This window comes from Stenotrophomonas thermophila (assembly GCF_001499715.1).
In the GTDB taxonomy this organism is placed as follows: domain Bacteria; phylum Pseudomonadota; class Gammaproteobacteria; order Xanthomonadales; family Xanthomonadaceae; genus Stenotrophomonas; species Stenotrophomonas hibiscicola.
Genome location: NZ_CVIW01000063.1, coordinates 105,494 through 129,695, shown reverse-complemented (window position 1 = coordinate 129,695; position 24,202 = coordinate 105,494). Strand labels below are relative to the sequence as shown.

Genomic DNA, 24,202 nt, shown 5'->3' with positions numbered 1-24,202 from the left:
CGCGCCGCAGTGCACAAAACACTTTGGCCCTACGCCGCATGCGCGTAGAATCCCCCGCGATTTCCACGCACCCGAGGTCCCCATGTCCAAGCTCGCCTATCGCCGCATCCTCCTGAAACTGTCCGGGGAGGCGCTGATGGGAGATGAGGACTACGGCATCGACCCGAAGGTCATCAACCGCCTGGCCCGTGAGGTCATCGAAGCCCAGCAGGCCGGTGCCGAAGTGGCACTGGTGATCGGCGGCGGCAACATCTTCCGCGGCGCCGGCCTGGCCGCTGGCGGCATGGACCGGGTCACCGGCGACCAGATGGGCATGCTGGCCACGGTCATCAACGCCCTGGCCATGCAGGACGCCCTCGAGAAACTGGGCGCCAAGGCCCGCGTGATGAGCGCGATCAAGATCAACGACGTGTGCGAGGACTACATCCGCCGCCGCGCCATCCGCCATCTGGAAAAGGGCCGCCTGGTGATTTTCGCCGCTGGCGTCGGCAGCCCGTTCTTCACCACCGACTCCGGCGCCGCGCTGCGCGCGATCGAGATCGGCGCCGACCTGCTGCTGAAGGCCACCAAGGTCGATGGCGTGTACGACAAGGACCCGAACAAGCACAGCGACGCGGTCCGCTTCGACAGCCTGAGCTACGACGAAGTCATCCGCCGCGGCCTGGAAGTGATGGATACGGCGGCCTTCGCGCTGGCCCGCGACAGCGACCTGCCGATGCGCGTGTTCGACATGGGCCAGCCGGGTGAGCTGCTGAAGATCCTCAGCGGCGCGAACATCGGCACCCTGGTCCAGGGCCGCGACCCGGCCTGAGCCTGAGCGCCAGGCGAGCTCCGGGCCGATTCAGGCCCGGCAGCGTCCCGTATTCGCCTATAATCGCCCGATTCCAGTTACACCCAGGACCCGGCGATGCTCAACGACATCAAGAACAACGCGCAGACGCGCATGGCCAAGAGCATCGACGCTCTGAAGCACACCCTCACCTCGATCCGCACCGGCCGCGCCACCCCGGCCCTGCTGGACCGTGTCACGGTCAGCGCCTATGGCAACGCCAGCACCCCACTGAACCAGGTCGCGTCGATCTCCAACGCCGACGCGCACTCGCTGCTGGTCACGCCGTTCGACAAGGGCATGATCAAGGAGATCGAAAAGGGGCTCTACAACGCCGAATTCACCCCGAACACGCTGGGCACTGCGATCCGCATCAACATGCCGCCGCCGACCGAAGAGCGCCGCAAGGAGCTGGTCAAGCAGGTGCAGAAGGAAGGCGAAGGCGCGAAGATCGCGATCCGCAACATCCGCCAGGACGCGAACAAGGAAATCGCCAAGCTGGTCAAGGACAAGGCGATCAGCGAAGACGAGAAGAAGCGCGGTGAAGACGACATCCAGAAGTTGACCGACACCAACATCAAGGACGTCGACAAGGTCGTTGCCGACAAGGAAAAAGAACTGCTGTCGGTCTGAAGTCGATGCCTTCAGTCCCACCTCCGTTGCCGGCCGCCCTGCCCCGCCACATCGCCATCATCATGGATGGCAATGGGCGCTGGGCACAGCAGCGCCGTCGTCCGCGCGTGATCGGCCACCGGGCCGGCGCGCGCGCGGTCAACCGCACCATCGAGCGCTGCCTTGAACTGGGCATACCGGCGCTGACCCTGTTCGCGTTTTCCAGCGAGAACTGGGGCCGGCCGCAGGAAGAAGTCGATGCCCTGATGAAGCTGTTCCTCGGCGCGCTCGACCGTGAAGTGGACGAGCTGCATCGGCGTGGCGTGCGCGTTCGCTTCATCGGCGAACGCGAGCGCTTCGGTGCAGGGCTGGTCAGCCGCATGCAGCTGGCCGAGCAGCGCACCGCCGACAACACCACCCTGACCCTGTCGATCGCCGCCAGCTACGGCGGCCGCCAGGACATCGCCCGCGCCGCGCGCGCCCTGGCCGTCGAAGTGGCGGCCGGTCGCCTTCTGCCCGAGCAGATCGATGAATCGCTGCTGGGCAGCCAGGTGGCCCTGGCCGACCTGCCACCGCCGGACCTGTTCATCCGCACCGGTGGCGACACCCGCATCAGCAACTTCCTGCTGTGGCAGCTGGCCTATACCGAGCTGTGGTTCACCGATGCCCTGTGGCCGGACTTCGATGCCGGGCAGCTGCAGCAGGCGCTGGACGCCTATGGCAGACGTGAGCGTCGTTTCGGCCTGACCAGCGCCCAGATCGCCGCACTGGCCACCGAGACTTCCAGCCCATGACCAAGATCCGAGTCCTTGCCGCGCTGATCATGGCGCCGGTCGCCATTGCCGCGATCCTGCTGCTGCCGACCCAGTGGCTGGCAGCGGCGGCCGCTGCGGTGCTGCTGATCGGCCTGTGGGAATGGCTGAAGCTGGCCGGCATCGAAGACACCCTGGCGCGTACCGTGCTGCTGGTACTGAACCTGCTGCTGATGGTGCTGCTGGTCTGGGCCGATGGCAGCACGCTGGTGCTGTTCCAGATCACCACCCTGGCCGGCGTGGCCTGGTGGCTGGCCGCGCTGGTCTGGTTGCGCTTCTTCGACTTCGGTGCGCAGCCGTCGGCACCCTCGCGCATCGTGAAGATGCTGGCCGGTACGCTGGCCATCGTTCCGGCCTGGGCTGCGCTGGTGCTGATCCATGCCGGCGGCGATCCGCCGGGCAGGCAGGGCCACCTGTGGCTGCTGGCTGCGCTGGCACTGGTCTGGGCGGCCGATTCGGGCGCCTATTTCGCCGGTCGTCACTTCGGCAAGCACAAGCTGGCCCCACGGATCAGCCCCAACAAGACCTGGGAAGGCCTGTTCGGCGGCCTGCTGGCCGGTGTCGCCGTGGCCCTCGGCCTGGGCTGGCTTGCCGGCATCGACGCCGGGCACCTGCCAGGCCTGCTGATCACCTCGGTGGTGGCCGTGTTCGCCTCGGTGCTGGGTGACCTGTTCGAAAGCCTGATCAAGCGCCACGCCGGCGCCAAGGACTCCGGAAACCTGATTCCGGGCCATGGTGGTGTGCTCGATCGTGTCGACGGTGTCCTGGCTGCCGTGCCGGTGTTCGCACTCGGCAAGGAAATCTTCGGATTCTGACCATGAATGCTGTCGCAGACCTGCGCCGGGTCGCCGTGTTCGGCGCCACCGGCTCGATCGGTGCTTCCACGCTGGACGTGATCGCCCGCCACCCGCACCGCTACCAGGCCACGGTGCTCGCTGCCGGCCGCCAGGTGCAGGCGCTGCTGGCACTGTGCCGCCAGCACAGGCCAGCGCACGCGGTCATCGCCGACGAAGCGCTGTTCACCGAACTGCGCGACGGCCTCCGCGATGCGGGGCTGTCCACCGAGGCGCATGCCGGCCATGCCGCGCTGGACCAGTTGGCCGCCAGTGACGCCTGCGACACCGTGGTCGCCGCGATCGTTGGCGCGGCCGGGCTGTCTTCCACCCTGGCCGCAGCCGCCGCGGGCAAGCGCATCCTGCTGGCCAACAAGGAATCACTGGTACTGGCCGGTGAGCTGCTGACCCGCACCGCTGAACGCGCGGGCGCCGAGATCATCCCGATCGACAGCGAACACAGCGCAATCTTCCAGTGCCTGCGCTCACGCGATGCCAGCGTTGATGGCGCCGGCGTGCGCCGGATCCTGCTGACCGCCTCCGGCGGCCCATTCCGTGGCCGCAGCCGCGACGAACTGGCCCAGGTCACCCCGGCCCAGGCCGTTGCCCACCCGAAATGGTCGATGGGGCCGAAGATCTCGGTCGATTCGGCGACGTTGATGAACAAGGGCCTGGAAGTCATCGAGGCCCACCACCTGTTCGGCGTACCCGGCGAACGCATCGAGGTACTGGTGCACCCGCAGAGCCTGGTCCATTCGCTGGTCGAGTTCGTTGACGGTTCGACCCTGGCACAGATGGGCCTGCCGGACATGCGCACCACCCTCGCCGTTGGCCTGGGCTGGCCGCAACGCATCGAATCGGGCGTGGCCGGGCTGGATCTGCTGGCCCAGGGCCGGCTGGATTTCGAGGCCCCGGACACGGACGCGTTCCCCTGTCTGGCGCTGGCTTGGCAGGCCATGCAGGCCGGCGGCACCGCACCGGCGGTGCTGAACGCCGCCAATGAAGAGGCGGTTTCAGCGTTTCTTCAGGGCCGGATCGGTTTCCTGACCATCCCGAAGCTGGTTGCTAACGCTCTTTCAACACTGCCGACCCAGCCAGCCGATACACTGGAGGTCCTGTTGTGCGCCGACCAGCGGGCACGCCAGCTCACCCTGAACGCCATCGACGCCGCCTGAACGATTGCCTCGCCCAGCATGACGCCGCCGCCCCTGCCCGCCATTGTGAGCCTGCATGACTGACTTCATCGGATCGGTCTGGTGGATGATTGTCAGCCTCGGGCTGCTGGTCACGTTCCACGAGTTCGGGCATTACTGGGTCGGGCGCCTGTGCGGGGTCAAGATCCTGCGCTTCTCGGTCGGCTTCGGCCGGCCGCTGTGGTCGCGCCGGGACAGGCACGGCACCGAGTTCGCCATTGCCGCCATCCCGCTCGGCGGCTACGTGAAGTTCCTCGACGAACGCGAGGTTGAAGTCCACCCCCACGAGCGCGGCCAGGCCTTCAACCACAAGAGCGTCTGGCAGCGCATTGCCATCGTTGCCGCCGGCCCGATCGCCAACCTGCTGCTGTGCATCCTGCTGCTGTGGGCGATGTTCGTGATCGGCAAGCAGGATTATTCGCCGACGATCGGCCGTGTCAGCGGCATCGCTGCCAGTGCCGGGCTGGCCAGCGGTGACCGCGTGCTGCGCGTGGACGAGCGCCCGGTCGTTACCCTCGGTGAAGCCAGCATGGCGCTGACCGCGGCCGCGATGGACCGCCGCGACGTGAGGCTGGAGGTGCTGGATACGGCTGACCAGGTACGCATGCGCACTCTGCCGCTGTCGCAGCTGCCGGCAGGTTTCGATGAGCGGCGGGTGCCGATCCTGGCCGGCCTGTACTGGCAGTCGTGGCTGCAGCCGGCGCTGGTCGACTCGCTGACGCCGGATTCGGTGGTGGCCGGGCAGCTGCAGCCGGGGGACCTGATCGTGGCCATTGATGGCCAGCGCATCGATGGTGCCGATCAGGTCATCGGCGAGATCCGGACGCTGGGCCGCGCCGGCGGCCCTGGCATGATCGAGGTCCTGCGCGGCGGTGAACGCCTGGCGCTGGAAGTCACCCCGCGCCAGGGCAAGGATTCCAGGGGTGAACCGACCTGGCAGATCGGCGTGCAGTTCCCGACTTCGTTCAGCCCTCCCTACGACACCCTGCTTCGCTATGGCCCGCTCGACGCGGTCACCGTGGCCGTGCGCGAAACCGGCCGCCTGGCGGCAGATTCGCTGGGCATGATGGGCCGAATCGTCACCGGCAAGGCCTCGCTACAGAACGTGTCCGGGCCAGTCACCATCGCCCGGGTGGCCAATGTCTCGGCCAAGCGCGGCCTCGACTGGTTCCTGCAGTTCCTTGCCCTGCTGTCCCTCAGCCTGTGCATCATCAACCTGCTGCCGATCCCGATCTTGGACGGCGGCCACCTGCTGTATTACCTTATCGAGTTGGTCAAGGGCAGCCCGCTGAGCGAGCGTGCCATCGCCGCCGGCCAGTACATCGGCCTGGCGTTGCTGGCCGGGCTGATGGGGTTGGCGTTCTACAACGACATCCTCGGCCTGGTCCCGCGATGAACTTTTCCACGTTGTTGCCGTCTACAGCGTCGGCATCCCGCACCAATGAAATCGACCTTCCTACCGGACGTGACATGACGCGACTCCCCAATCGCCGCCTGCTGGCCCTCGCCCTTGCCGCCGTCACCGGCGCCCCCGCCCTGGCCCAGGCAGCCGAGCCCTTCACTGTCAGCGACATCCGCGTCGACGGCCTGCAGCGCATCAGCTCGGGCACGGTGTTCACCTACCTGCCGGTGGAACGTGGCGAGACGGTCACCGACAGCAAGGTCGGCGAGACGATCCGCGCCCTGTACAAGACCGGCTTCTTCGAGGATGTGCAGCTGGACCGCCAGGGCAGCATCCTGGTCGTGACCGTCAAGGAACGCCCGGCGATCAACAAGCTGACCGTGACCGGCAACAAGGACATCAAGTCCGAGCAGCTGCTCAAGGGCCTGTCCGACATCGGCCTGACCGAGGGCGGCACCTTTGATCGGCTGAGCCTGGACCGCGTGACCCAGGAACTTCGCCGCCAGTACAACGACCGCGGCAAGTACAACGTCGAGATCACCCCCACGGTGAGCCCGCTGGACCGCAACCGCGTGGACATCGCCATCGCCATCAAGGAAGGCAAGGCGGCCAAGATCCGCCACGTCAACCTGGTGGGCACCGAAAAGTTCGAGAGCAAGGACATCCTGGAAACCTGGGAGTCCAAGGAGCACAACTGGGCGTCCTGGTACCGCCGTGACGACCAGTACTCCAAGGAAAAGCTGTCCGGCGACCTGGAAAAGCTCAATTCCTGGTACCTGGACCGCGGCTATGTCGACTTCAGCATCGATTCGACCCAGGTGTCGATCAGCCCCGACAAGCGCGACATGTTCCTCACCGCCGGCGTGACCGAAGGTGCGCAGTACAAGATCTCCGAGATCAAGGTCAGCGGCGACACCATCCTCCCGCAGGAGGACGTCGAGCGCATGGTGATCCAGAAGTCCGGCGATACGTTCTCGCGTGCGCTGCTGGAGTTCAGCTCGGACACCATCACCAATTCGCTGTCCAACATCGGCTACGCGTTCGCCAAGGTGAACCCGATCCCGACCACCAACCGCGCCGAGCAGACCGTGGCCATCAACATGCAGGTCGTGCCCGGCCCGCGCGTGTCGGTGCGCCGCATCCTGTTCCGCGGGAACACGCGTACGTCCGACGAAGTGATGCGTCGCGAAATGCGCCAGTTCGAGAACAGCTGGTACTCGCAGGCCGCGATCGACCGCTCCAAGATCCGCCTGCAGCGCTTGGGCTACTTCGAATCGGTGGACGTCGAGACCCCGGCCGTCAGCGGCAGCAACGACCAGGTCGACGTCGTCTACAACGTCAAGGAAACCACCTCGGGCAGCTTCGTGTTCGGCCTGGGTTACTCGCAGTCCTACGGCATGACCACGTCGGTGCAGCTGTCGCAGAACAACTTCCTCGGCGGCGGCAACCGCGTGTCGGTCGAAGCCTCGCGCAGCAGCTACCTGCAGCGTTACGGCTTCAGCTACACCAACCCGTACTTCACCGATGACGGCGTCTCGCTGGGCTACAACCTGTCCTGGCGCGAACTGGACTACTCCGACTTCAACACCGCGCAGTACAACAGCACCAACGGTGCCGCGCAGGTGGTGTTTGGCGTGCCGCTGACCGAGACCGATACCGTCTCGCTGATGTTCGGCATCGACAGCAACCAGATCACCACGTACCAGGGCTCGACCCCGCAGTCGATCATCGACTACATCAACGCAGTCGGTAAGCGCACCTTCCACGCATGGCGCACCGAGCTGGGCTGGGCGCGCGACTCGCGCAACGACTACTTCATGCCCACGCGCGGTACCTACCAGCGCATCGGCCTGGAAACCACGCTGCCGGGTTCGACCATCGAGTACTACAAGCTGAACTACCAGATCAGCAAGTACTGGCCGATCATGCCGTCGCTGGTGATCAACACCCGCGCCGAAATCGGCTACGGCGATGCCTACGGCAACGACTACACCCGTACGCTGACCAATCCGGATGGCACCACCCGCACCGTCACCGCCAGCGGCCTGCCGTTCTTCGAGAACTTCTACGCCGGTGGTACCAACTCGGTGCGCGGCTTCGAGGACAACACACTCGGCCCGCGCGAAGTCACCACCGGTTATCCGGAAGGCCAGCCGCTGGGTGGTTCGCTGAAGACCGTTGGGTCGGTGGAGGCCTACTTCCCGCGCCTGTTCGACAGCCCGTCGGCGCGTGTGTCGGCCTTCGTCGACTTCGGTAACGTGTATACCGGCGTGGACAACTTCAAGGCCAACGAGCTGCGCGTGTCCACCGGTGTGGCCCTGCTGTGGCGCGCCCCGGTCGGCCCGATCTCGATCAGCTACGCCTTCCCGCTGAAGAAGGAAGACGATGACAAGATCGAACGCCTGCAATTTACCTTCGGCGGTCAGTTCTAAGAACTGACCACCGAAGGTGCGCCGCGGCTTGCTGCGCAAGCAGCGGGTCCCGACCTACCTCCTATCCCCCGCGCCATTGGCGCGCCCCCCCTTAACAGAAGGGGGGCTCTCCACCAGACGGGGCGCGAAGCGCCGGGCATTGCCCGGCGTTTTCGTTTTACTTGCTCGCCGCCGCTACTTCCCGCGCTCGCGTGAAATCATCTGGTGATGGCGCAGGGGGCTGACCAGGACCGTTGGCGCCATGGGCCCGAGGCATGCCTCGGGCGGGTTGGGCAGGACGCCCAACCCCGGTCTTGCCGTGTGCGCAGGACAGCGCGCACGAGCAAGGCGCCATCGAGCCCCCAGAGATGGGTCTACGGCGTGTCCTGGGCAGCCCCCTGCGCCATCACCCCGGGACATCAGGCAGGCGCCGCTTTTGACCCCGCATGACCGCAATGGCGTCACACGTTAAACTCCCGCCGTGAATACTCCCACCTACACCGCCCAGCAACTCGCCGAGCAGTTCGGCCTGCAGGTCCATGGCGACCCCGCCACCGCCATCCATGGCGTGGCCACCCTCGCCCATGCCGGTCCTGGCCAGCTGACCTTCCTTGCCAACCCGCGCTACCGCGCCCAGCTGGCCGACAGCCAGGCCTCGCTGGTGGTGCTGCGTACCGAAGACGCCGAGTCCGCTCCCGGCGCCGCGCTCGTCGCCAAGGACCCGTACACCACCTTCGCCAAGATCGCCGCGCTGTTCGACATCGCGCCGACCCGTCCGCCGGGCATCCACCCCAGCGCGGTGATCGACCCCAGTGCCCAGGTTGCGGCCAGCGCGCACATCGGTCCGTTCGTCTCCGTCGGTGCGCGCAGCGTGGTCGGCGAGAACTGCATCATCGGCGCCGGCAGCGTGATCGGCGAGGACTGCAGCCTGGATTCCGGCTGTGAGCTGATCGCCCGGGTCACCCTGGTCACCCGGGTCAGGCTGGGCAAGCGCGTGCGCGTGCATCCCGGTGCCGTGCTCGGCGCCGACGGCTTTGGCCTGGCGATGGACGCCGGCAAGTGGATCAAGGTGCCGCAGCTCGGCGGCGTGCGCATCGGCGACGATTGCGAAATCGGCGCCAACACCTGCGTCGACCGTGGCGCGCTGGAAGACACCGTGCTGGACGAAGACGTGCGCCTGGACAACCTGGTGCAGATCGCGCACAACGTGCAGATCGGTGCGCATTCGGCCATCGCCGGTTGCACCGGCATCGCCGGCAGCGCCAAGATCGGCCGCTATTGCCTGCTCGGCGGCCACGTCGGCGTTGTCGGCCACCTGGAGATCTGCGACAAGGTCGTGATCACCGGCAAGTCCGTGGTCCGCAATTCCATCCATGAGCCGGGCGAGTACTCATCCGGCACCCCGTTGACCGACAACCGTACGTGGCGCAAGAACGCCGCGCGTTTCAAGCAGCTGGACGCATTGGCTCGCCGCGTCCTGGCTGCTGGCAAGGAGAAAGAATGAACGATTCGCTGCAGCTTCCGATCGACGTCTGCCAGATCCAGGAACTGCTTCCACACCGCTACCCGTTCCTGCTGGTGGACCGGGTGCTTGAACTCGACGTCGAGGCCAAGCGGATCCTCGCGCAGAAGAACGTCAGCATCAACGAGCCGTTCTTCCAGGGCCACTTCCCGGGCCGCCCGATCATGCCCGGCGTACTGATCATCGAAGCGCTGGCGCAGGCCGGCGGCGTGATGACCCAGCTCACGCTTGGCCGCGATGCGCAGTCCAAGCTGTTCTACATGGTCAAGGTGGAAAACGCCCGCTTCAACAAGCAGGTCGTCCCCGGCGACGTGCTGATGCTGGACGTGCAGATGAAGCGCCTGATCCGCAACATGGGCTGGTACTACGGCGAAGCCAAGGTCAACGGCGAAGTCGTCGCGTCGGCCGAGGTCATGTGTGCCGGCGCCAAGGGCTGATCCACTGGAGGCAGCAATGACTGACAACGCACCGCGGATCCACCCCACCGCCGTCATCGACCCGGCCGCACGCCTGGCCGACGATGTCCAGGTGGGCGCCTTCACCCTGATCGGCCCCGACGTTGAAATCGGTGCCGGCACGGTGGTGGGCCCCCATTGCAGCATCCAAGGCCCGACCCGGATCGGCCGCGACAACCGCTTCGTCGGCCATGCCGCGATCGGGGGGGAGCCGCAGGACAAGAAGTTCGGCCGCGAGCGCACCGAACTGGTGATCGGCGACCGCAACGTGTTCCGCGAGTTCGTCACCCTGAACCGTGGCACCGGCGGCGGCGGCGGCATCACCACCATCGGCAACGACAACTGGATGCTGGCCTACACGCACGTGGCGCACGACTGCCATGTCGGCAATTTCTGCGTGTTCTCCAACAACACCACCCTGGCCGGCCATGTGACCGTGGGCGACTACGTGATCATCAGCGGCTTCGCCGGTGCCCACCAGTTCTGCCGCATCGGCGCGCATGCCTTCCTCGGCATGGGCGCGCTGACCAATGGTGACGTACCGCCGTTCACCATGGTCGGTACTGATTCGCTGGGACGCCCGCGCGGCATCAACAGCGAAGGCCTGAAGCGACGTGGCTTCGACGCTGACCGCATTTCGGCCATCAAGCGTGCCTACCGCACGCTGTACGTGGCGGGCCTGCCGCTGGCAGAGGCCAAGGTGCAGCTGACCGAGCAGGCGCGTGACAGCGACGACGTAAAGGCGATGCTGGACTTCATCGAGCACGCCGAGAGGCCCCTGCTGCGATGAGCAGCACGACCGGCCAGGCGCCGGCCGGCGCCGCAGTGATCCCGCTGGCCTCGATGACCGGCAGCGTCCCGGCGCAACGGGTGCTCAGCGAGCGCCCGTTGCGGATCGCGCTGGTGGCCGGCGAGGCCTCCGGCGATCTGCTCGGTGCGGGCCTGGTCCGCGAACTGAAAGCGCGCTTCCCGAATGCCGAGTTCGCCGGCATCGGTGGCGACGCCATGCGCAGCGCGGGCTGCCAGACCTGGCACGATGCCAGCGAGCTGGCGGTGATGGGCCTGACCGAAGTGCTGCGCCACCTGCCGCGCCTGCTCAAGCTGCGTTCGGCGTTCCGCCAGCGTGCGCTTGACTGGCAGCCGGACGTGTTCATCGGCATCGACGCCCCCGACTTCAACCTGGGTATCGAGCGTTGGCTGAAGCAGCGTGGCGTGCGCACCGTGCATTACGTCAGTCCCTCGGTCTGGGCCTGGCGCGAAAAGCGCGCCGAGAAGATCGGCAGCAGCGCCGACCTGGTGCTGTGCCTGTTCCCGATGGAGCCACCGATCTATGCCAGGCACGGCATCGACGCGCGCTTCGTCGGCCACCCGATGGCCGATGACATTCCGCTGCAGGGCAATCGCGAGGAAGCACGCGCCGCGCTCGGACTGCCGGCCTCGGCCAAGGTGCTGGCAGTGTTGCCGGGCAGCCGCCTGGGCGAGATCTCGCGCCTGGGCGAACCGTTCTTCGAAGCCGCCTGGCAGGTCTCCGAACGCATTCCGGGCCTGCATGTGGTGGTGCCTGCCGCCAACCCGGCCTGCAGGGAACTGATCGAGGAACAGCTGTCGCGCTCGGCGCTGCCGGTGGCCTATTCGCATGTGCTGGATGGCCAGGCGCGCAACGCGATGATCGCCGCCGACGTGGTGGTGCTGGCCTCCGGTACCGCGACCCTGGAGGCCATGCTGGTGAAGCGGCCGATGGTGGTCGGTTACCGCGTCAACGAACTGACCTATCGACTGGTGAAGGCGCTCGGCCTGATCAAGGTCGACCGCTTCGCCCTGCCCAACATCCTGGCCGGGCAGGACCTGGCACCGGAACTGATGCAGCACGACTGCACGCCGGACAAGCTGGCCGCGGCCATCCAGCAGTGGTTCGACCACCCGCAGCGGGTGACCGATCTGCAGGATGCCTACGTGCGCCTGCACGAGCGGCTGCGCCGCAACGCCTCGGCGCGTGCCGCCGACGCCGTTGGCGAACTGCTGATGCGCGACCAGGCACAGGCATGAGCCGCCGTCACGCCGCCGCAGCCAGCCTGACCCTGTTCGACGGTGCGCCCGTGGTCGAGCCGGAGCGCCTGGTCGCTGGCGTCGACGAGGCAGGCCGTGGCCCACTGGCTGGGCCGGTCGCGGTGGCAGCGGTGGTGTTCGACCCGTCGCGACCACGGATCAACGGCCTGGATGACTCCAAGCAGCTGACCGCGGCCCGCCGCGAGCAGCTGCATGACCGCATCATCGAGCGCGCCCTGGCCTGGCATGTGGTGCTGGTGGACGTGGACACCATCGACCGCCTGAACATCTACCAGGCCACCCTGCAGGGCATGCGTGACGTCGTTGCAGCGGTCGCCCATGTGGCCGGCTTCGCGCGCATCGACGGCAACGTAGTGCCCAAGGGCCTGGCACTACCGGCGCAGGCGCTGGTCGGCGGCGATGGCATCGACCGCGCGATCATGGCCGCCTCGATCCTGGCCAAGGTCTCGCGCGACCGCTACATGCAGGAGGTGCATGCCCGCCATCCGAAGTACGGCTTCGAACAGCACAAGGGCTACGGCACCCCGGCCCACCTGGCCGCCCTGCGCGAGCACGGCCCCTGCATGGAGCACCGCCGCAGCTTCGCGCCAGTGCGCGAGTGCCTGGAAGCGCCGGCTGTCGTGGCCATCGCCTGAGCCTGCTGGAGTCGTAGAGCCGAGCCCATGCTCGGCTGCTGTGGACAGCCGAGCATGGGCTCGGCTCTACAGAAGGCGACCTCCCGCACGCCTGAATCCGGCGCCACGCCGTGCCCCTGTCAAGCCTTGTGGCAACCCCCTGCCCTCGCTACCCTGACCGGGCATTCCAGCGCTTCCCGACCCCGGCGACGAACCTCCGTCAGCACCCGGGGCCCGCGCGCTCCAACCTGGTCCGGCATGTCCAACTCCCGCTTCGTACATCTCCACGTCCACACCGAGTTCTCGCTGGCGGACTCCACCATCCGTGTGCCGGCCAAGCCGGACCAGGCGGACCCGAAGAAGGCCAAGCAGGCCAACCTGCTGTCGCGCTCGGTCGAGCTCGGCCTGCCGGCGCTGGCGGTGACCGACCTCAACAACCTGTTCGCCCTGGTCAAGTTCTACAAGGCCGCCGAAGGCGTGGGCATCAAGCCGATCGCCGGTGCCGACGTGCTGATCGCCGAGGAAGGCCAGGACCCGTGGCGGATGACCCTGCTGTGCCGTGATCGCGAAGGCTACCTGAGCCTGTCGCGGCTGCTGACCCGCGCCTGGATGGAAGGCCATCGCCCCGAAGGCGGCGTAGCCATCCACCCGGACTGGCTGAAGGCCGGCAACGCCAACCTGTTCGCGCTGGCCGGCCGGCAGAGCCTGGCCGGACGCCTGGCGCTGGACGGCAAGCATGAGCTGGCCGAGCAGCAGCTGGCCGACTGGCAACGGGTGTTCGGCGATGGCCTGCACTTGGAGCTGACCCGCACCGGCCGCGAGGGCGAGGAAACCTTCAACCAGTTCGCGCTGATGGCTGCGGGCCAGCGTGGCCTGCCGGTGGTGGCCAGCAATGACGTGCGCTTCCTGTCGCCCTCCGATTTCAGCGCGCATGAGGCGCGCGTGTGCATTTCCACCGGCCGCGTGCTGGACGATCCCAAGCGTCCGCGCGAGTACAGCGACCAGCAGTACCTGAAGTCGGCCGAGGAGATGTGCGCGCTGTTCGCCGACATCCCCGACGCGATCGACAACACGCTGGCGCTGGCCGAGCGCTGCAACATCGAGATGCGGCTGGGCACCTACTTCCTGCCCAACTACCCGGTGCCCGACGACGAAACGCTGGATACCTGGATCCAGAAGATGTCGCGCGAGGGCCTGGAAGAGCGCCTGGAGAAGAATCCGCTGGCGCCGGGCAAGACCCGGGAAGAGTACTTCGAACGCCTGGAGTTCGAGCTCAACACCATCATCAAGATGGGCTTCCCCGGCTACTTCCTGATCGTGGCCGACTTCATCCAATGGGGCAAGAACCAGGGCATTCCGATCGGCCCCGGCCGCGGCTCGGGTGCCGGTTCACTGGTGGCGTGGGCGCTGAAGATCACCGACCTGGATCCGCTGCCGTACAACCTGCTGTTCGAGCGCTTCCTCAATCCGGAACGCGTGTCGATGCCCGACTTCGACATCGACTTCTGCATGGACCGCCGCGACGAGGTGATCGACTACGTCGCGCGCAAGTATGGGCGCGAGCGCGTCAGCCAGATCATCACCTACGGCACCATGGCCGCCAAGGCGGTGGTGCGCGACTCCGGCCGCGTGCTCGGGTTCCCGTACGGCCTGGTCGACGGCGTTTCCAAGTTGATCCCGAACATCCTGGGCATCCACCTGAAGGATGCGCTGGGCAAGGGCAAGGAAGGCCCGACCTCGGAAATGGCGTCGCCGGAACTGATCCAGCGCTACGAGACAGAGGACGATGTCCGCGACCTGATCGACCTGGCGCTGCAGCTGGAAGACCTGACCCGCAACGCCGGCAAGCACGCCGGTGGCGTGGTGATCGGGCCCGAGCCGCTGAGCGAGTTCTGCCCGCTGTACGCCGAACACGACGAAAATGGGCTCGGCAAGAACCCGGTCACCCAGTTCGACAAGAACGACGTGGAAGAAGTGGGCCTGGTGAAGTTCGACTTCCTCGGCCTGCGCACGCTGACCATCATCGACTGGGCAGTGAAGGCGATCAACAAGCGCCACGAACGCGCGGGCATTCCGCCGGTCGACATTGCCGCGATCCCGCTCGACGATGCGCCCACCTACAAGGACATCTTCGCCAACGGCAACACCGGCGCGGTGTTCCAGTTCGAATCCTCGGGCATGCGCCGCCTGCTGAAGGACGCGCGCCCCGACCGCTTCGAAGACCTGATCGCGCTGGTGTCGCTGTATCGCCCCGGCCCGATGGACCTGATTCCCTCCTTCAACGCGCGCAAGCACGGCCAGGAAGAGATCATCTATCCCGATCCGCGCACCGAAGCGATCCTGAAGGACACCTACGGCATCATGGTGTACCAGGAGCAGGTGATGCAGATGGCGCAGATCGTCGGCGGCTACTCGCTGGGCGGCGCTGACCTGCTGCGCCGCGCGATGGGCAAGAAGGTGCCGGCGGAAATGGCCAAGCATCGCGAGATCTTCCGCGAAGGTGCAGCCAAGGGCGGCGTCGATGGCCCCAAGGCCGACGAGATCTTCGACCTGATGGAGAAGTTCGCCGGCTATGGCTTCAACAAGTCACACGCCGCTGCATACGCACTGGTCAGCTACCAGACCGCGTGGCTGAAGCGCCATTATCCGGCCGAATTCATGGCGGCCACGCTGTCTTCGGACCTGGACAACACCGACAAGGTGGTCGGCTTCCTCGACGAGGTGCACAACCTCGGCCTGACCGTGCTGCCGCCGAAGGTGAACCAGTCGGCCTTCATGTTCGAAGCGGTCACCCCGGACACGATCCAGTACGGCCTGGGCGCGATCAAGGGCGTGGGCCAGGGCGCCTGCGAAGCGGTGGTCGAGGAACGGCTGAAGGGCGGCCCGTTCAAGGATCTGCTGGACTTCTGCACCCGCGTCGGCTCGGCCAAGCTCAACCGGCGCACGCTGGAAGCGATGATCAACTGTGGCGCGCTCGATGAACTCGGCCGCAACCGTGCCTCGCTGATGCTGCAGCTGCCGGAAGTGATCAAGGCCACCGACCAGATGGCACGCGAGCGTGCGTCCGGGCAGAATTCGCTGTTTGGCGGGCCCGATCCGAGCACCGTTTCGATCCAGCTGGACCTGCCGGAAGCCGAAGAATGGCCGCTGCTGCAGCGCCTCAACGGCGAGCGCGATACGCTGGGCTTCTACCTCAGCGGCCACCCGTTCGATCCCTGGCGCGACGATGTGCGCGATCTGGTAGGCAACGACCTGGGTTCGGTGGAGAAAATCTGGAGCGCCAACAGCGGTGGCGGCGGTGGCGGCGAGAAGCGCTGGCGCCCGGAGGTGCAGACCGTGCTGGCAGGCCAGGTGGTCGGTGTGCGCCGCAAGGGCGAAAGCCAGATCTTCATCCAGCTGGAGGATGGCCGCGGCCGCGTCGAGTGCAGTGCGTTCTCCGATGCAATGGCCGAGTTCGGCCACCTGATGACCAAGGACCGCATCCTGGTGGTCAAGGGCGGCCTGCGCGAGGACGAGTTCAACGGTGGCTACGCGCTGCGCATCCGCCAGTGCTGGGACTTCGACGAAGTCTGCGCCAACTACGCCACGCGGCTGTCGCTGCGCCTGGACCTGCGCCAGCAGCGCCCGGTCTGGGAGCGCATCAATGCCCTGCTCGACCGCCATCGCCCGGGGCGGACGCCGCTGCGCCTGGACCTGCTGCTGAAGGGCCCGCACGGCGGTGTCGCCGGCATGCTCGATGTCTCCGGGCAGAGCGCAGTGCGCATCGATTCCAAGCTGATGGAGGCGCTGCGCGCCGACCCGGCCGTACGCACGCTGAAGGTGCGCTACAGCCCGCCGTGGGCCAGCTGAGGCTGGCTGCTTCGTGTTCCTGTTTTCCCGTTCCAGTCATCAAGGACGATTGCCGATGAAGACCCTGCTGTTCCCGTTCGCTGCCGCTCTGGCCTTGGCCGCCTGCTCGCCGTCGAAGATCGAGTTCCAGATCGATAACCCGACCGACGCGCCGCTGGCGCTGAGCATCGACGGCCAGGACCTTCCAGTGGCCGCGCACGGCTCGCGCCCGGTCTCGCTGGCCATTGGCGAGCATCGCCTGCACACCGACGCGCTCGGCGATGTGCGCTTCATCGTCTACGTCGATGGCCGCGGCGGCCTGATCAACCCGACCCTGAGCGAGTACGTGATCGCACGCGAGGTCTATGTCACCGACGAGAGCAAGCTGAAGAACTTCGGCACCGGCAAGGCCGGCATCGAGCTGGGCGGCGTCGACTTCGAGGGCCCGTTCGAGAAGACCCACGACCTGTTCATCGACAAGACCTGGACCTACGGCGTGCGCGAACCCTTCCCGAAGGAAAAGGTGGTGGCCCACGTCGACGCCAGCGGCGGCCAGATCGTGGCCAAGGTGTTCACGGCCCCGGATTTCATCGCCTACGTCGAAGAAGGCATGGGCGAACCCGGTGCATTCAAGCGCGAACAGCCGGCCGGCTACGTGGCCCCGGCGTTCAGCCTGGAACCGGCCCCGGCCAGCCTGCCGGCGCTGGTGCCGGCCTTCGAGGCGCATGCCGCGCTGCTGCGCGAGGTCTATGCGCGCTGGCTGAAAGCCACCACCGCCGATGAACAGAAGGCCCTGCGCAAGCAGGACTTCGACGCGCAGATGGCCTTCACCTCGGCTACCGCCACCCTGGGCAGCGGCCTGGGCCGGGAGGCCAACGAGGCCTACAACGACTTCGTTTCCCAGCGCAGCCAGTTGATGGGCCGCAGCGCCCTGGTGGTGCCCTGAGCTGACTGGCGCCGCCTGCCCGGCTGCGTTACCGTCGCCTTCCAGACGAAGGCGTACGGGTGGTTTGCACGCATTCGGCTAGAATTGCCCCCTTCTTTACACGACGGCTTCCGATGAATCCGAACTACCTCGACTTCGAGCAACCCATCGCCGACCTGGAAGCCAAGATCCAGGAACTGCGCAACGCCAGTGCCGGGCCGGCGGTCAATGTCGAGGCGGAAGTGCACGCGCTGCAGGACAAGCTGCGCATGCGCACCGCGCAGATCTTCCGCAACCTGACCTCGTGGCAGGTGCTGCAGCTGGCCCGGCACCCATCGCGTCCGTACACCGCCGACTACATCCGCGTCATGTTCGATGAGTTCCAGGAGCTGGCCGGTGACCGCGCCTTCGCTGACGACAAGGCGATCATGGGCGGCCTGGCCCGCATCAATGGCCGCGCAGTAATGGTGATCGGCCACCAGAAGGGCCGCGACACCAAGGAAAAGATCAAGCGCAACTTCGGCATGCCCAAGCCGGAGGGCTATCGCAAGGCACTGCGCCTGATGAAGATGGCAGAGCGCTTCGGCCTGCCGGTGCTGACCCTGATCGACACCGCCGGCGCCTGGCCGGGCATCGACGCCGAGTCGCGCGGCCAGTCCGAAGCGATCGCGCGCAACCTGATCGAGATGGCCGAGCTGAAGGTGCCGATCATCTGCACCGTGATCGGTGAAGGCGGCTCCGGCGGTGCGTTGGCACTGGGTGTGGGCGACCGCACCGTGATGCTGGAATACGCGGTGTACTCGACCATCACGCCGGAAGGCTGCGCCTCGATCCTGTGGAAGGACGCGGGCAAGGCCAAGGAAGCGGCCGAACAACTGGGCCTGACTGCCCCGCGCCTGAAGAGCCTGGGCCTGGTCGACAAGGTCGTGCGCGAGCCGACCGGTGGCGCCCACCGCAACCCGACCCAGATGGCCAAGCGCCTGAAGGCCGTGCTGCTGAACGAGCTGGACGCGCTGGACAAGCTGTCCACCGAACAGCTGCTGGAACAGCGCTACACGCGCCTGCGCAGTTACGGTACGTACGAGGCAGCCTGATTCATCGGCTTGTTATTTTCCTGCTCGTGCAAGAAAGTAACCAAAGAACACGCCGCCGAACGCGAACCGGTGCTATGCACCGGTTCCCTGCGCTTCTCGGTGAATCAGGGGACGGCGCCGAACTCGCTGCGCTCAGACATCGGCGCCTCTTCGCCCCTGTTTCACCTGCGATGCTCGGCTCGCTCATGGCGGACCTGGACATCAAAAGCCACAGCTGCACCCAGTAGATCCACGCCATGCGTGGATGCATCTGTGCGATGCGCCGCGCGCGCAGCGCGCCCCCGTTCAGAACGGCTTGGCCAGCACCAGCCACACGATCGGAATGAACGCCAGCAGCGGGATCTCGTTGATCCAGCGCAGCGCGCGCGACGACGGCAGCGCCCTGCCCTTGGCCACGCCTTTGAGCAGGCGGCCGATCCAGCCGAAGTACACCAGCAGCAGCACCACCAGCACCAGCTTGGCATGCAGCCAGCCGGCGCCGCCAGGCGCGACCATGGTCGGGAAATCGGGGATGACCTTGTAGCCCAGCCACAGCAACAGGCCCAGCAGGAATGCCAGGCCGAACATCGAGTGGCCGAAGCGGTACAGGCGCAGGCCCATCAGCTGCAGGCGCTCGCTCACCGCCGGCTGGCCCGCGGTCTCGGCCAGGTTCACCAGGATGCGCGGCAGGTAGAACACCGTGGCCATCCACGCCACCACGAACACGATGTGGAAGGTCTTGACCCAGTAGTAGCTCTGCATGCGCTCGCTCCGGCGGCTGGCGTAGATGGGCGCCTATTGTCGCAGTAGAGCCACCTCCTGGGTGGCTGCCGCGTCCAATCGCCGCATCAGGACAGCCACGCATGGCGTGGCTCTACTGCGGGTCCGCCACACCCGGGGGCGCAACACCGTACGATAGGCGCCGTTTTCCCGATCGCGCACCGCCCCATGGACAAGACCTACGACGCTGCCTACTTCCAACGCTGGTACCGCCGTGCCGACATCGGCGGAAGCGCCCGCCTGGCGCGCAAGGTTGCGTTGGCCGTGGCCAGCGCCGAGTACTACCTGGAGCGGCCGATCCGCAGCGTGCTGGATATCGGCTGCGGTGAAGGCGCCTGGCGCGCGCCGCTGCTGAAGCTGCGTCCGAAGGTCGAATATCTCGGCTTCGACAGCAGCGAGTACGCTGTGCGCCGCTACGGCAGGACCCGCAACCTGCACCTGGCCGCCTTCGGTGATTTCGCCTGGCTGCGGCCCTGCGCCCCGGTCGACCTGCTGGTGTGCTCGGACGTGATGCACTACGTGCCCGACCGTGAACTGCGCGCCGGCCTGGCCGGGGTGGCCGAGCTGACCGGTGGCGTGGCCTTCCTGGAGACCTTCGCCGCCGAGGATGAATTCGACGGCGACCACGAGGGCTTCCACGCCCGCCCGGCGCGCTGGTACAGCCGCACGCTGGCCCGGCACGGCCTGCAGCCGGTGGGGTCGCACTGCTGGCTCGGCCCCGCCCTGGCAGGCGATGCCGCCGCGCTGGAACGGATGTGAATCCGGATTCATTATTTTCAGGCAACTTAACCTGCGGGACACCCGGATCGGATATGCTGCGCGGCAACATATGACCATACATATTCGGTCGTCATGCTCTATCAACTGCACGAACTGACCCGCAACCTGCTTGCCCCCTGGGTGCACCAGGCCCAGGCCAACGCCAAGTTCTTCGCCAACCCGGGCCACTGGTGGTCGCAGATGCCGGGTGCCGATCGCCTGGCGGCGGTCAACGAGTTGTTCCATCGCATCGGCAAGGATTACGAGAAGCCCGAGTGGGGCATCAACGAAATCGAGGTCGAAGGCGAGCGCGTGCCGATCGTCGTGCACGAGGAAGTAAGCAAGCCGTTCTGCAAGCTGCTGCGCTTCAAGCGCCACAGCAATGAAGCCGACCAGCTGCACACCATGCTCAACCAGCCGTTCGTGCTGGTGGTGGCACCGCTGTCCGGCCACCATGCCACGCTGCTGCGCGATACCGTGCGCACGCTGCTGCGCGACCACCGCGTGTACGTCACCGACTGGGTTGACGCGCGCATGGTACCGGCCAGCGAAGGCGAGTTCGGCCTGGACGACTACATCGCCTATATCCAGGAGTTCATCCGCCACCTGGGTGTCGAGCGCCTGCACGTGGTCAGCGTGTGCCAGCCCACCGTGCCGGTGCTGGCCGCGGTTTCACTGATGGCCAGCCGTGGCGAGCCGACGCCGCGCACGCTGGTGATGATGGGCGGCCCGATCGATGCACGCTGCAGCCCGACCGCAGTGAACAACCTGGCCACGCAGAACCCGCTGTCGTGGTTCGAGAACAACGTCATCCACACCGTGCCGGCCAGTTACCCCGGCGCCGGCCGCCGCGTGTATCCGGGCTTCCTGCAGCACGCCGGCTTCCTGTCGATGAACCCGAGCCGCCACTTCAGCTCGCACTGGGATTTCTACACCGATCTGGTCAAGGGCGACCTGGAAGACGCCGACGCGCACCGTCGCTTCTACGACGAGTACAACGCGGTGCTGGACATGCCGGCCAAGTACTACCTGGACACCATCCGCGTGGTGTTCCAGGACTTCCTGCTGCCGCGTGGCGAGTGGGTGGTCAATGGCGAGAAGGTCGACCCGTCGGCGATCCGCGATACCGCGCTGCTGAGCATCGAGGGCGAACTGGACGACATCGCCGGCCTCGGCCAGACCGAAGCAGCGCAGGCGCTGTGCACCGGCATTGCTGCTGACCGCCGCGAGCATTTCATCGTCGAAGGCGCCGGCCACTACGGCATCTTCAGCGGCCGTCGCTGGCGCGAACTGGTGTACCCGAAGGTGCGCGACTTCTTCGCCGCGCATGCCGAAACCCCGGCGGCGAAGGCTACGAAGAAGAAGAGCAACGTCACCCCGTTGCGGCGAAAGGCGGGGTAACCAGGCCGGGGAGATGCCAACCTTGGTTGGCGCTCTACCATGGATCCCGGCATCTGATCGATCGTGCCAACCAAGGTTGGCACCTACCGAAGCCTGGGCTCCCGCTTACAACCGCACCAGCAGGTTCTTGGCGATCAGACCATGCAGTTTGCCGATGCCGCGTGCCAGGTGCATGGTCAACAACAGCAGCAGTACGCCCACGGCGGCGATCACGATGCCCACCAGCGGCGAAGCGGCCATCGGCAACACGTTCACGCCGTCGACGTACACGCCCGGAATGTCACCACTGAACAGTGCGGCCACCGGTGCCCAGATGAACCCCAGGGACAGCGACAGCAACGTCACCGCGATGGTGAAGTAGACCACGCCCAGCGGCAGCATCAGCACGAAGTACAGCAGGGTCAGCCAGGTACGGCCATCGGTGAACATGTCGCCGATGCGCTGCAGCCAGGTGCGGCTGCGGTCGGTGTAACGCGGGCGGCGCGGCATGCGCTCGCCCAGCAGCGCTTCCACCAGCCGTCCTTCCAGCAGCGCCAGCCCGCGCACCGAGCCGAAGAACAGCACGGTCAGCGGAATGCCGATGATCAGGATCAGCAGGCCCAGCGACAATGACAGGCCGGTCACCACCCAGGTGAAGAAGAAGATGCCGGTGGCCAGCGACAGCAGCATGTAGAACAGCGCACCGTAGGTGTGCGGATCGGTCACCACGCCGAAGAAGCGCGCCAGCAGCGAACGCTGCACCGGCGCCTGCGGCGGTGAGGCCGGCTCGACGCCACTGGCTTCGGCCGCTGCACGCAGCACCGGCGCGGTATCCGCACGCGGCGTACGCAGCGCGCGGTTCACCGTCACTTCGGTCTCGCGGTAGATCTCGGCCACTTCGTCCGGGGCGCCATAGCTGCCGGCCACGTCGGCGATGACCTCGGCTTCGCTGCGGCCGGGCTGCGCCGCCAGCTCCGAGCGCAGGTATTCCTCGGCGTCGTACAACGCGTCCTGCACCATCGCCGGATCGGCACCTTCCAGCGCCGCGCGCAACTGCGCCAGATACTGCGGGATGGTGGTCGGCAGGGCTGGGCCTGCCAGGCTCGGGTCGTTCATTGCGGTACCCCCTCCAACACGGAATCGACGGAATCACGGGTGGCCTGCCAAGCTTGGCGCCACTGCGCCAGCACCTCGCGGCCACGTTCATTGATGCGGTAGTAGCGCCGGGGCGGACCACTGCTGGATGGCTCCACATGGCTTTCCAGCAGCCCGGCGCCCTCCAGGTTGCGCAGCACCGGGTACAGCGCGCTCTGCTTGCCGCTCAGCACGCCCTCGCCCACCCGCTCCAGCTCCTTGGCAATGAGATAGCCGTACAGCGGCTCCCCGGCCCGGGCCAGCACCGCCAGCAGGGCCAGCGACACCGTTCCGGCGCTGAGCTCCTTCTGGAACTTCTTCAGGTGGACATCGTCCTCGGACATGACCGGCCCTCCACTACGTTGAAGTCCACAGTAGTGCGAAGTTCGGTATAGCGAATGTGTCGTTAGTCACTCTGCCGGTTGGCGCGGCTGCGCGGCTCGCGCAGAATCGAAGCCTTGTTCATGTTCCGGGGTTCCCATGCCGCACCGTCGCCGCCTTGCCCTGACCGCCCTCGCCCTGGCCTGCCTGTTGCCCGCCATGGCCAGCGCGGCCACGCCCTACCGCAGCCCGCAGCAGATCCTCGATGCTTCGGCCGCCAGCGACTGGCGCACGCCGGATCCGGCCAACCTTCTGTACATGGACCTGCCGGCTGGGCGGGTGATCATCGAGCTGGCGCCGCAGTTCGCCCCGCGCCATGTCGCCAACATCCAGACCTTCGCCCACGAGCACTTCTGGGACAGCACCAGCATCTACCGCTCGCAGGACAACTTCGTGGTGCAGTTCGGCGATGCCGACGCCGATGACGCGGCCAAGGCCAAGCCGTTCGGCAGCGCCGCGCGCAAGCTGCCGGCCGAGTTCGAACGCGCCAGCGCCGGCCTGAAGGTGAGCGTGCTGCCGGACCGCGATGGCTGGGCCGCGCAGACCGGTTTCGTCGACGGCTTCCCGGTCGGCCAAGACCCGCAGGCCGGCAAGACCTGGCTGGCGCACTGCTACGGCATGCTCGGTGCCGGCCGCAGCAACGAGGAAGACAGCAGCATCGGCGCCGAACTGTACGTGGTGACCGGCCAGTCACCCCGCCAGCTGGACCGCAACATCACGCTGGTTGGTCGCGTGCTGAAGGGCATGGAGCTGCTGAGCGCAACGCCGCGCGGACCGGCGCCGATGGGCTTCTACACCGACCCGAAGCTGCGCACGCCGATCGTATCGATCCGCCGCGCCAGCGACGTACCGGCGGCCGAGCGCACGCCGATCCAGGTACTGCGCACCGATTCGAAGACCTTCGCCGATACGGTGGAGGCGCGGCGCAATCGCGTGGATGATTTCTACAAGCGTCCGGCCGGGCATATCGATCTGTGCAATATTCCGGTGCCGGTGCGCTGATGGTTTCCTGCGCTTGACGCGTGCTGAAGGTGCTTCACTGTTCATGGGCGTTACTTTTCTTTGTACGCAAAGAAAAGTAACCAAAAGAAACGTTCCGCCGGCCGCGAGCCGGTGCTGCGCACCGGTGCCCTGCGCTCCTCGGCCCGTCGAGGGACGGCGCGGGAACTCGCTGCGCTCAGACACCCACGCC

The 24,202-nt window shown here is 66.7% G+C and carries 21 protein-coding genes; 18 read left to right on the top strand and 3 right to left on the bottom strand.

The window, feature by feature from the left end; genetic code table 11:
• The first annotated feature begins 82 nt into the window (after window positions 1-82).
• From pyrH to BN1263_RS19050, 15 genes are all read left to right on the top strand, one after another.
• Window positions 83-811 (top strand): UMP kinase, encoded by a 729-nt coding sequence (gene pyrH, locus BN1263_RS19120; RefSeq protein ID WP_019659122.1) that lies wholly within the window; start codon window positions 83-85, stop codon window positions 809-811.
• Window positions 812-907: 96 nt separating this feature from the next.
• On the top strand, window positions 908-1,462 hold the full coding sequence (gene frr / locus BN1263_RS19115) for a ribosome recycling factor (RefSeq protein WP_019659123.1): 555 nt from the start codon (window positions 908-910) through the stop codon (window positions 1,460-1,462).
• 5 nt (window positions 1,463-1,467) lie between these two features.
• Window positions 1,468-2,235: a polyprenyl diphosphate synthase gene (gene uppS / locus BN1263_RS19110; RefSeq protein WP_019659124.1), complete on the top strand. Its 768-nt coding sequence runs from the start codon at window positions 1,468-1,470 to the stop codon at window positions 2,233-2,235.
• On the top strand, window positions 2,232-3,068 hold the full coding sequence (locus BN1263_RS19105) for a phosphatidate cytidylyltransferase (protein WP_058983427.1): 837 nt from the start codon (window positions 2,232-2,234) through the stop codon (window positions 3,066-3,068). Before uppS ends, BN1263_RS19105 begins: the two co-directional genes overlap by 4 nt.
• Window positions 3,069-3,070: 2 nt before the next feature.
• Window positions 3,071-4,261, top strand: a complete 1,191-nt coding sequence (locus tag BN1263_RS19100; protein ID WP_021204145.1) for a 1-deoxy-D-xylulose-5-phosphate reductoisomerase — start codon at window positions 3,071-3,073, stop codon at window positions 4,259-4,261.
• A gap of 55 nt (window positions 4,262-4,316) precedes the next feature.
• A complete protein-coding gene (rseP, locus tag BN1263_RS19095; protein WP_058983425.1) occupies window positions 4,317-5,675 on the top strand; it encodes an RIP metalloprotease RseP in 1,359 nt (452 codons plus the stop codon).
• Between the two features lie 74 nt (window positions 5,676-5,749).
• Entirely contained in the window at window positions 5,750-8,113 is a 2,364-nt protein-coding gene (gene bamA / locus BN1263_RS19090) for an outer membrane protein assembly factor BamA (RefSeq protein WP_021204147.1), read from the top strand.
• 460 nt (window positions 8,114-8,573) lie between these two features.
• Entirely contained in the window at window positions 8,574-9,596 is a 1,023-nt protein-coding gene (lpxD, locus tag BN1263_RS19085; protein WP_058983423.1) for a UDP-3-O-(3-hydroxymyristoyl)glucosamine N-acyltransferase, read from the top strand.
• Window positions 9,593-10,051, top strand: a complete 459-nt coding sequence (gene fabZ / locus BN1263_RS19080) for a 3-hydroxyacyl-ACP dehydratase FabZ (RefSeq protein ID WP_005415845.1) — start codon at window positions 9,593-9,595, stop codon at window positions 10,049-10,051. Before lpxD ends, fabZ begins: the two co-directional genes overlap by 4 nt.
• A gap of 16 nt (window positions 10,052-10,067) precedes the next feature.
• The gene (gene lpxA, locus BN1263_RS19075) at window positions 10,068-10,859 is read left to right on the top strand and encodes an acyl-ACP--UDP-N-acetylglucosamine O-acyltransferase (RefSeq protein ID WP_058983421.1); all 792 of its coding nucleotides are present in this window, start codon (window positions 10,068-10,070) and stop codon (window positions 10,857-10,859) included.
• A gap of 53 nt (window positions 10,860-10,912) precedes the next feature.
• Complete coding sequence (lpxB, locus tag BN1263_RS19070) at window positions 10,913-12,115, top strand: lipid-A-disaccharide synthase (protein ID WP_233654152.1); 1,203 nt, start codon at window positions 10,913-10,915, stop codon at window positions 12,113-12,115.
• A complete protein-coding gene (gene rnhB, locus BN1263_RS19065) occupies window positions 12,112-12,771 on the top strand; it encodes a ribonuclease HII (protein WP_058983419.1) in 660 nt (219 codons plus the stop codon). Before lpxB ends, rnhB begins: the two co-directional genes overlap by 4 nt.
• 237 nt (window positions 12,772-13,008) lie before the next feature.
• The gene (dnaE, locus tag BN1263_RS19060; RefSeq protein WP_058983418.1) at window positions 13,009-16,599 is read left to right on the top strand and encodes a DNA polymerase III subunit alpha; all 3,591 of its coding nucleotides are present in this window, start codon (window positions 13,009-13,011) and stop codon (window positions 16,597-16,599) included.
• 55 nt (window positions 16,600-16,654) lie between these two features.
• The gene (locus tag BN1263_RS19055; RefSeq protein WP_058983416.1) at window positions 16,655-17,524 is read left to right on the top strand and encodes a hypothetical protein; all 870 of its coding nucleotides are present in this window, start codon (window positions 16,655-16,657) and stop codon (window positions 17,522-17,524) included.
• Between the two features lie 113 nt (window positions 17,525-17,637).
• A complete protein-coding gene (locus BN1263_RS19050; RefSeq protein ID WP_019659134.1) occupies window positions 17,638-18,597 on the top strand; it encodes an acetyl-CoA carboxylase carboxyltransferase subunit alpha in 960 nt (319 codons plus the stop codon).
• Window positions 18,598-18,882: 285 nt separating this feature from the next.
• Here BN1263_RS19050 and BN1263_RS19045 read toward each other — a convergent pair whose 3' ends face one another.
• Window positions 18,883-19,338: a CopD family protein gene (locus BN1263_RS19045; RefSeq protein ID WP_058983414.1), complete on the bottom strand. Its 456-nt coding sequence runs from the start codon at window positions 19,336-19,338 to the stop codon at window positions 18,883-18,885.
• 186 nt (window positions 19,339-19,524) lie between these two features.
• Here BN1263_RS19045 and BN1263_RS19040 point away from each other — a divergent pair, with 186 nt between their 5' ends.
• Both BN1263_RS19040 and BN1263_RS19035 read left to right on the top strand, forming a co-directional pair.
• Complete coding sequence (locus tag BN1263_RS19040) at window positions 19,525-20,115, top strand: class I SAM-dependent DNA methyltransferase (protein ID WP_058983411.1); 591 nt, start codon at window positions 19,525-19,527, stop codon at window positions 20,113-20,115.
• Window positions 20,116-20,208: 93 nt separating this feature from the next.
• Window positions 20,209-21,516 (top strand): polyhydroxyalkanoate depolymerase, encoded by a 1,308-nt coding sequence (locus tag BN1263_RS19035; RefSeq protein ID WP_058983409.1) that lies wholly within the window; start codon window positions 20,209-20,211, stop codon window positions 21,514-21,516.
• Between the two features lie 105 nt (window positions 21,517-21,621).
• On the opposite strand, the gene BN1263_RS19030 is transcribed toward BN1263_RS19035, so the two are convergent.
• Both BN1263_RS19030 and BN1263_RS19025 read right to left on the bottom strand, forming a co-directional pair.
• Window positions 21,622-22,611, bottom strand: a complete 990-nt coding sequence (locus tag BN1263_RS19030; protein WP_058983407.1) for a sensor domain-containing protein — start codon at window positions 22,609-22,611, stop codon at window positions 21,622-21,624.
• Complete coding sequence (locus BN1263_RS19025; RefSeq protein WP_004150914.1) at window positions 22,608-22,973, bottom strand: PadR family transcriptional regulator; 366 nt, start codon at window positions 22,971-22,973, stop codon at window positions 22,608-22,610. Before BN1263_RS19025 ends, BN1263_RS19030 begins: the two co-directional genes overlap by 4 nt.
• A 136-nt stretch (window positions 22,974-23,109) precedes the next feature.
• On the opposite strand from BN1263_RS19025, the gene BN1263_RS19020 reads away from it, so the two are divergent.
• Window positions 23,110-24,012 carry a peptidylprolyl isomerase gene (locus BN1263_RS19020; protein ID WP_058983406.1) on the top strand — a complete coding sequence of 301 codons (903 nt, stop codon included), beginning with the start codon at window positions 23,110-23,112 and terminating at the stop codon, window positions 24,010-24,012.
• Window positions 24,013-24,202: the final 190 nt, after the last annotated feature.